We start from the raw sequence: 8759 nt of genomic DNA on the forward strand, positions 1-8759 counted from the left end.
CGCTTATAAACTTTGACATACTGCCTCAACCCTCAACTGAATCAATAGTCTAATTATATAAATATCAGTATATTAAGTGAACTAAATGTATAGATTAATAGATCATAAGCAGAACATACTTAGACCAAAAGGTGATCAGAGTTTTCACACAGTCTGGGCCAATGGCAAACCTATACATTCCCACTTTCTTTACTACAAGAAAGAGGCTTAGATTTAAGTGCCATTGATGTATTAATGGTATTCCCAGCATGGCAAACAGGTGCAGGCGCTGAATATTTAATTACCAATGTTGCGATTGAAGGTGATTTACCTGGAAGCCCAGAAGTTGACCTATTCACAGACGGACAAAATCTAGATTGGCCAATGTGGGATTGTTGTGGCGGTTCAACACCAGTTGAGGTAGTAGATGATGAAGAACACGGTTTAACCGCAGAGTTTAGCATTGGCGAAGCACCCACTGTAATGGGCTTTAATACTCGCACCTCAGCCGGTGGTAGTGGTAAACCATTTGATGCAACAAGTATTTTAGAAAATGGTGTACTACAGTTTGATGTAAAAGTAATGTCAAATCCAAATGATCCAGCAGCTGTTTGGACAATGAAGATTGAATCTAATGAAGGCGATACAGCGGTAGAGCTTCCATTAACCGATGCTGGCGATGCACCCGTTGCTGGTGAGTGGAAAACTTATACCTTTACATTCGCTGACTTAGCGGGCGCCGGTTTAGATGTAAGTGCCATTGATGTAGTGATGATATTCCCAGCATGGGGCACAGGTGAAGGTGCGGTTTACCGAGTTGATAACGCTAAAATGTACGATCCGAGTGCATCAGCAGGCGATGAAATCACTATTTTCCAAGATACTGCCGCAGATATGTGGAGTATTTGGGACTGTTGTGGTGGCTCTACACCGACTGAAGAAACTGACGATGCTGAACACGGCACAGTGGCTGAGTTTGTTATTGGTGCTACACCAACAGTAATGGGCTTTTTAGCTGACGAAGGGGTTTCTTTTGATGCATCAGCAATATTAGCAAATGGTGTTGTGCAATTTGAAATGAAAATGGTGACACCACCAAATGATCCTGACTCAGTGTGGACATTTAAAATTGAGTCAACAGGTGCAGCAACGGCGGTAGAGCTTCCTCTTACACAAAGCGTTGAAGGTGAAGTACCGGTTATTGGGCAATGGCAAACATACACGTTTACAGTGCAATCATTATTTGATGCAGGTTTAGACATTAGCGATATCAATGTACTGATGGTTTTCCCAGCGTGGGGAACAGGTGAAGGTGCAGTTTATCGTATCGACAATGTGGTTATCGCTAACCCATAAACCCTAATTCAGTGGTAGGTACTAAATTAAAAGTACCTACTTACCGTAATAAATTAAGTAAAAGCAGAGCAATTATGAACACAAATAAGTTTAAAAAAAGCCCACTAGCGGCTTCTGTGTCACTTATCATCGCTGCAAGCACATTTAACTTCGCTTATGCTGCGCAAGAAAATACTGCCGAACCTGAACTAGAAGTTATTGAAGTAAAAGGTATTCGTGGTTCATTAATCCGTTCAATGGATGTAAAGCGTGACGCATCAGGCGTGGTTGATGCCATTTCTGCTGAAGAAATGGGTAAATTTCCAGATACTAATTTAGCTGAATCGCTACAACGTATTACGGGTGTATCGGTAAGTCGCTCAAACGGTGAAGGTAGCCAAATTACCGTACGTGGTTTTGGCCCATCGTTTAACCTTGTAACACTTAACGGCCGTCAAATGGCAGGCACCGGTTTTACGCGTTCATTTAACTTTGAGAACTTATCATCTGAAGGCGTTAGTTCACTTGAAGTTATGAAAACAGCGCGTGCGGATACACCAACAGGTGGCCTTGGTGCAACTGTAAATATTGTTACTGCTAAACCTCTACAAAAGCCAGGTCAGCGCTTTTCATTGATGGCTAAAGGCATTCACGATACATCGGTAGAAGAAGGTGATGAAGTAACACCTGAAATTGCAGGTATTTACAGCAATACTTTTGCTGACGAAATGTTTGGTTTTTCAGCTAACTTTTCATACCACCGCCGTGATTTTCAGCGCCAAGCAGCCAATGTACGCTCTTGGTTAGTCAACCCTAACCTATCGGTTGATGCTGAAAATATAATTGATAACCGTCCAATGGATGCAGATGGTAACCCAGCTAAGCAGTTTTTCGATCCAAATGCTGGGGATAATGGTGAGTTTGTATCTGCCGCTTTCTTCCCACAAGAAGTCAGCTTTTCAAAAGATGATATTCAGCGTGAACGTTTAAATGCGCAAGCCACTTTTCAGTTTGCACCAACAGATAACTTAACGTTTACACTAGATCACACAATTTCAAATGCAACAACGGGTAATAATTCGTTATCGTGGGGTATTTGGAACGGCTCGTTTGGTGGTAATGGTAATGCCTATGAGCTAGATGAAAATGGCACCGCTATTTACTATAACTCAGCTGGTGATGATGCCTCATTCACGGCATTTCGTGAAACTGCCGAGGTAGACTCAAAAGCAACCGGTATTAATGTTGAATGGTTAGCAACAGAAAACCTTAGTTTTAACTTTGATGCCCATACTTCAAAAACCACAACAGATAATGGCAAAGATCCTGGCTTAAATTCTAATGCCCGTATTATTTTGGGCTCAGCAGAGTTATCTACTAAAGAATACTTTTTCCGCGAAGGCGATGTACCGGGTTTTAATATTAATTGGAACAACGGCACACAAGAAGTAAGTCCAAATCAAATTGGTTCTAACTTCAGTATTTTTACCAGAACACCAGGTGAGTCAGAAGTTTCTCAAGTACAATTAGACGGTAAATTATTTACTTATACCGATATTGGTCTTGAAACCGTTAAATTTGGTGCGGCTTACACTAAGCAAACACTCAGTGGTTGGGGCGGCTCTAATAACGCCAATGCACCTGGCTTTAACAACGGTACATTCGCTGAAATTTTCCCAGATGCGATGTTCGAAAGGGTTGATTTAAGCGGATTCCTTGATGAATTTTCATTTGGTCCTAACGGCGTAGCGCCAGGTTATGCTTACACTTATGACCTTGATGAAGCATTTGCTCGTCAAAGTGCTTATTTGACCGAAGACGTAATTGGTAGTGATTATTACCGAATTGGTAGCTTTGATAACTTCCCAACTAACGAAGTAGAAGAAGAAACCATTAGTGTTTACCTTTCTAGCAACTGGGTATTTAACGTTAGCGACTACGACGTATTTGTAAACTTAGGTCTTCGTTATGAAGAAACTGATATTGTAAGCCCAGCAAAAAGTCGTGTAGCGGAACAAGTTTACTGGGCAGGCGGTTCAGAGTGGTTAACTCAATTTGCCGCTGGTGGCGAATTAGTTGAAGTAGACTATGAAGGACAATACGACTTACTACTTCCTATGATTGATATTAAAGTCGATCTTACGGATGACTTAGTAACCCGCGCATCATGGGGACAAACAATCACCAGACCAACTCTTGGCGATATGTTAGGTAACTTGGCTTTAACACCATCACCTAAATTAAATTCAAGAAGTGGTAGCCGTGGTAATCCAAACTTAGAGCCATTTAAATCAACTAATCTAGATTTAAGCCTTGAGTATTATTACAGCGAAGGCAGTTACGCTGCTGTCGGTCTATTCTGGAAAGACGTAGATAATTGGATTGATAACACCCAGGTAAAAACTACCTTTGAAGGTTTACATGATGTGTATTTAGGTGAGCGTTGGAACAATGCAGTAGCCGCCATTGAAGGTCGTGGAGATCAAGCAACTGACACTGCAATTTACAATGAAATTGTAGCTAATGGCGTAGGCATTGGTGAAAACAACCGTATATTACCAGATCCAGCGTCTGATCCGCTGATTGAATGGACCATCAATTCACCTGAAAACGTTGGTTCACGTAAAGTAAACGGTTTTGAATTTGCTGTTCAGCACTTGTTTGGCGACTCAGGCTTTGGTGCAGGCTTTAATGCCACCGTTGTTGATGGTGATGTAGAGTACGATAACTACTACCTTGCCTCTCAAGCAGTATTAGCTGGTTTAAGTGATTCTGCAAACATACAAGGCTTTTACGAAAAAGATGGCTTATCGGTGAAAATTACCGGTGCATGGCGTGATGAGTACTTAATTGCGCAAGGTTTACCTGACTCAGGTGCTACGGCTCCTCCACAATACGCAGAAGAGTACTTACAGTGGGATATTAGTGTGAACTACGAAGTTAACGAAAGCACAACGGTATTCTTTGAAGGTGTGAACTTAACCAACGAAACCGAGCGTTCATTCAGTCGCTTCGAAAGTCAGTTCTTAAGCGCGGCTCAATACGGCCCTCGTTATGCCTTTGGCGTTAGATACTCTATGGGCAATTAATACATTGCCCAAATACAGTTTTTGATTACCCCTTATAGTTGAAAAGTCAAAGCCGCTCATTGAGCGGCTTTTTTATAACTGTTTAATTTTTTCTAATAGCTTATCGGTTGTCCAATCAATATCGTTATAGGCAATATCGGGTTTATAATAATCGCCCTTTCCTCTTGCTCTATTCACATACACTTTATTAGGCACTATCACTTTACCTAAACCTGAGGGTAACTGGGCTAATCGAACATCCATATACAGTGAGTCAGCACTGCTTGGCGCGCCAAATAACTGAGTGTTTGAAAACTGCTTAAATACATCAATGGCATCAAGACACGCACTTGCACACTGTGGCGGCACAATAACAAGAACCTGTGTTTTAAAGTTACTCACTGGTACCCTACTTTCGCTTAGGTTTGATTTACTTTGCTTCTCTTCGATGTAAAATGGCTTATTGTTTTCAAGTGACTGCGCCATACCTGCTGCTATTTCTTTAATCAATTCATGAACTTCAGGCTGATCTTTTACCACGTCAATTAACGATTTTACATAGTTAGTATTGTCTTTTGACGCTCTCCACCAAACCCGGCTATTTTGTGAGTAACTGTCCATTTTTTGTTCAACAACCTGCTCACCCCACAACGCTTTTGCAAGCGTTAAGCTCCAATACGACGAGCCACCTTGGTTATGACGAAGATCTAAAACCACCGTTTTTGCACTGAGTAACTTAGTACGTTGACTCGCCACTTTCTTATACAGGTTATTGTAATCATGAGTTTGCTTATCGTTATTTGCAAAACTGGGCATAGCAATCCACGCTATGTTTTGCGCAGGCCAAGTTAAATCGGTTGTAAGCTCATCCCCATTATAAGCATGTGTTAAATGCTTACTTACACTCTTTGGCCGAACAGACCAATCAAGGGTTTTACTGTAAGCTTGCCCATTAGCTTTAACAAATTGACATTCTTTTAGAGGTGTTAAAAAGGGGTTGCCCTCATCAATTAGTAACCGCCAACCTTGCTGCCACCAATGCCCAGGTTGTGTAACCTGTCCATGAAATTTAAACACTCTTTGTCGCATTAACGTCTCGGTACTTTGTCCATCGCATCCACTTATCACATCACCTTTATTTATATTATCTGTTTCACTGTAATACACTTTTAATGCATCACCCCGCCAAACGGCACTAAAACCAGGCCAACGACGAGCAGGTCGTTCAACGCTTGAAAACACACCTGCATGACCATCTTGTAGCACAGTACTAAAACGCGCAATTGCCGCAACATGAACCTGCGGCCCACTCGCTTTGGCAGACAGTGCAAGTGCTTCTGCTTTTGCTTGCTTTAATAGCTCAGGAAAGGCTGGGTTGTTAACATCAAACATACCGGGGTGGTTTTTTGCCGAAATACTGTAAGCAGCTTCAATATCACGTTCAGTAACACTGCGCCATTGCTCTGGTGTTTGAGGAGTAACTGCTAATTCTGCCATGCTCAAGGTAGGCGTAATTAATAAAGCACTCAATAAAGTACGGCTAACTATTTTTGTTTTTATGTTCATGAAAATCCATTTTAAATTAGGTTATATAATTACTGTAAACTCATTTGGTGGAACTAAAAATACCTTAAATCAAATAAGTATCAGCAAATTATTTTTATAGCAGTAACTTAACAACATTAAAAGCAGCTAACAACGAGTAAGATTTAAAATGAACTGGCTTTAAATTTAGAGCAACACCTTACTTAGACGTTTGTTCAATTTTGGTTTGCAGTAGTGTTATGCGGGCGTTGAGTTTTCTAAAGCTATACTGTGAATAGAAAAAGTTCAAAAAGAAAGCAGCAAAACCTGAACAAGCAAGCCCTATCAATGGGCTGAAATAAAACATTCACAACAAAACAATAACAGCCATCGCTATCGTAAGTCCCAAATAATGAGATGCACTAAATAACTTTCGGTTGTTTTTTTCAAGTTGAACTATGTGAGAATCTATATCCATTAAAATTTCCTTTTTAAAAACTGATACTTAACAAATCAACGTTAACTATTTTGAGCTTTAGATGGCCACATAAGCAGCATCTAAAGAAGTCCATTCATTCCACTGCGCTTTAGTTAATCGGTATAACTGTACGGCACGACCATGAAATTGATGATTGCTATAGTTTGTAAAGCCAATTTTCTTTGCTACTTTCAATGACGCAATATGCTCAGGTTCAATAATAACAACGACTGATTGATGAGTAGTTTGCGTAAACACATACTTTAAAACACCTTTAGCCGCTTCGCAGGCTAATCCTTTATTCCAAAAATCGACCGCTAATCGATACCCTAAATTAGGCTCTTCGTTACCCGCGACACTTTGTGGAGAAACACCACAAAACCCTATAAGTAGGTTACTGTTTTTATCTATTAGTGCCCATGGGCCCAAACCGTATGATCCGTAGCATTGTAAACACCACTTTATAAATTCACGAGTTGCAGCTTCATCGCACACACCACGAATTGAGTATTTCATCACTTCATCGTCATTAAGAATTTCACTTAATGCCGGCACATCATCAATTGAAAATGGCCGAATAACCAACCTTTGGGTTTCACAAATTTTCACTCAAACCTTCTTGTTAATAAAGCTAAAAAATTTCAACAAACCAAGTGATTAAGGTTGTTATCTCAGTTATTTCGCTCTTTTTTATATTTCGAATGCCACAAAAAGTATCCAAATAATATGCCTACTAAAGGAAATATTATTAAAGATGAAATGATTCCATCAAAAAAATCTTGCTCACCTGTAAAGTACATAATTAATTGAAATAAAATAGCTGTAGGAATTCCCCAGCCTAGAACACCTTTTAGTAAAATAAAACGGAATTTAGTGTGGTTTATATTCATGAGCCTTCCTTGAGTTGTGGAGCCAAATAATAAGCTGAAATAAATCATAGTCGTTAGTGAGTTGAGTCTCTAAATTATTGGAGGCGATTTAAATTAGTTTAAAATTACATTAACACTATTGAAAAAACACTTAACCAACTTAATTGGATACCATAAGAGATACGTTGATAGGTACCTGGATTACTTTGAAGCTTAACCGCTTTAGCCATAGCAAACAGATAATAAACAGTAGCGATAACAGAAACAATTGAAAAAACACGAAAGTATAAAGGAGTAATTTCTGTGGTTGGACTGATCGCTATTAATATTGGTGCTAAAACGAGCGAAAGCAACATAATGAAACCAGCCCAAGAGTGAACCTTGCAGCTAAAAGTTGGATGTTTAGTAAATGGGTCAGCATCCATAGGAAAATAACCCGCAACCCAGGTACCAATACCATGCACTATAACTAACCAACCAACAATATTAACCAATATAGAAACATTAGCCAATTGCGCCAAATACCAGCCAAAAAAGCAAAATAGAAAACCTAAAGGATAATTATTAATTAGCGGTGACAGTTTTTCAGTTGGGCTTCCCGTTGCACCTAATTCACTACAAAATTGTTTAGAATGGCTGTAGCCTTCATAAAATCGACTTGCTACATAAACGCCAATAAATATCCATAATGTGGCTATTAACCCTGAATAAACCGCAATCGTTTCAAACATCACCAAAATCCTTTGTATGAACTAACGCCCACATGAGCGGACTAAAATAATTAGTTATAACATGCTTCGAAGCGGAATCACGCTTACTCGTTAGTATCAGCTTAGCAAAACTACGAGCCAATTCTCCTGTCCCAATACAATCAATAAAATAGCTCTTAACTCGAAGTTAATATAAAACTGCCAGCCAACTAAAGGAAAAACTAAAACGGTCAATGCTGAGTGACACTCTTGACGAGTGTTACTTTAGAAATACCTGATTAATGATCCAAGCATTTTATTAAACGCTACCTGAAAAATCTGGTACCAATATTTGAGGCTGGTTTGAAGCGTAGCGTAGAAACAATCCGACAAAATGCGCTTGTTAGGAGTTGTTAGAATAGACCTTATACCTATGATCTTTGATTGAGTTTACCGACATATAGTAAGAGCGAAAATTACCACGAACTATGTGCTTCCTAAAGCGCTCTGGTAGTGTTTAGAAATCTGTGTCATTTCAGTATTATTAAGAAAACAGGAGTGACACATGACTCAATCTTTCGACTTCAACAAAGCATTAGCTGAACTTCAAGCTGGTAAAGGTCTTACTGGCGAAGACGGTGTTCTAACACCATTAATCAAACAACTCACCGAAGCGGCTCTTAAAGCTGAATTAGAGCAGCATTTAGAATCTGAGACCGAAGTTAACCGTAAAAATGGTTCAACCAAAAAAACAGTTAAGTCATCCATAGGTCAATTCGAACTTGAAACGCCCAGAGACCGTTCAGGTTCGTTTGAA

6 protein-coding genes and 1 pseudogene are annotated in these 8759 nt (G+C 39.7%); 3 read left to right on the plus strand and 4 right to left on the minus strand.

The window, feature by feature from the left end; all coding sequences use genetic code 11:
* Positions 1–156: 156 nt before the first annotated feature.
* Positions 157–1335: pseudogene (locus tag ND6B_RS08195) on the plus strand (glycoside hydrolase family 16 protein); the annotation flags it as partial.
* Between the two features lie 74 nt (positions 1336–1409).
* Positions 1410–4403: a TonB-dependent receptor gene (locus ND6B_RS08190; RefSeq protein ID WP_033103648.1), complete on the plus strand. Its 2994-nt coding sequence runs from the start codon at positions 1410–1412 to the stop codon at positions 4401–4403.
* Between the two features lie 72 nt (positions 4404–4475).
* Here ND6B_RS08190 and ND6B_RS08185 read toward each other — a convergent pair whose 3' ends face one another.
* The 4 genes from ND6B_RS08185 to ND6B_RS08170 all read right to left on the minus strand — a co-directional run bounded on the left by ND6B_RS08185 (position 4476) and on the right by ND6B_RS08170 (position 7984).
* Positions 4476–5948 carry a S41 family peptidase gene (locus ND6B_RS08185; RefSeq protein WP_033103643.1) on the minus strand — a complete coding sequence of 491 codons (1473 nt, stop codon included), beginning with the start codon at positions 5946–5948 and terminating at the stop codon, positions 4476–4478.
* A 493-nt stretch (positions 5949–6441) separates the two neighbouring features.
* A complete protein-coding gene (locus ND6B_RS08180; RefSeq protein ID WP_033103644.1) occupies positions 6442–6993 on the minus strand; it encodes a GNAT family N-acetyltransferase in 552 nt (183 codons plus the stop codon).
* Positions 6994–7055: 62 nt separating this feature from the next.
* Positions 7056–7274, minus strand: coding sequence for a hypothetical protein (locus ND6B_RS08175; protein WP_013463022.1), 219 nt, complete (start codon positions 7272–7274; stop codon positions 7056–7058).
* Between the two features lie 104 nt (positions 7275–7378).
* On the minus strand, positions 7379–7984 hold the full coding sequence (locus ND6B_RS08170; protein WP_033103645.1) for a DUF998 domain-containing protein: 606 nt from the start codon (positions 7982–7984) through the stop codon (positions 7379–7381).
* Positions 7985–8507: 523 nt separating this feature from the next.
* Between ND6B_RS08170 and ND6B_RS08165 the strand changes: the two genes are divergently transcribed.
* On the plus strand, positions 8508–8759 hold a 252-nt coding region (locus ND6B_RS08165; protein WP_033103646.1), incomplete at its 3' end, for an IS256 family transposase.

The sequence above is a fragment of the Pseudoalteromonas sp. ND6B genome, from assembly GCF_000764215.1.
Taxonomy (GTDB): domain Bacteria; phylum Pseudomonadota; class Gammaproteobacteria; order Enterobacterales; family Alteromonadaceae; genus Pseudoalteromonas; species Pseudoalteromonas tetraodonis.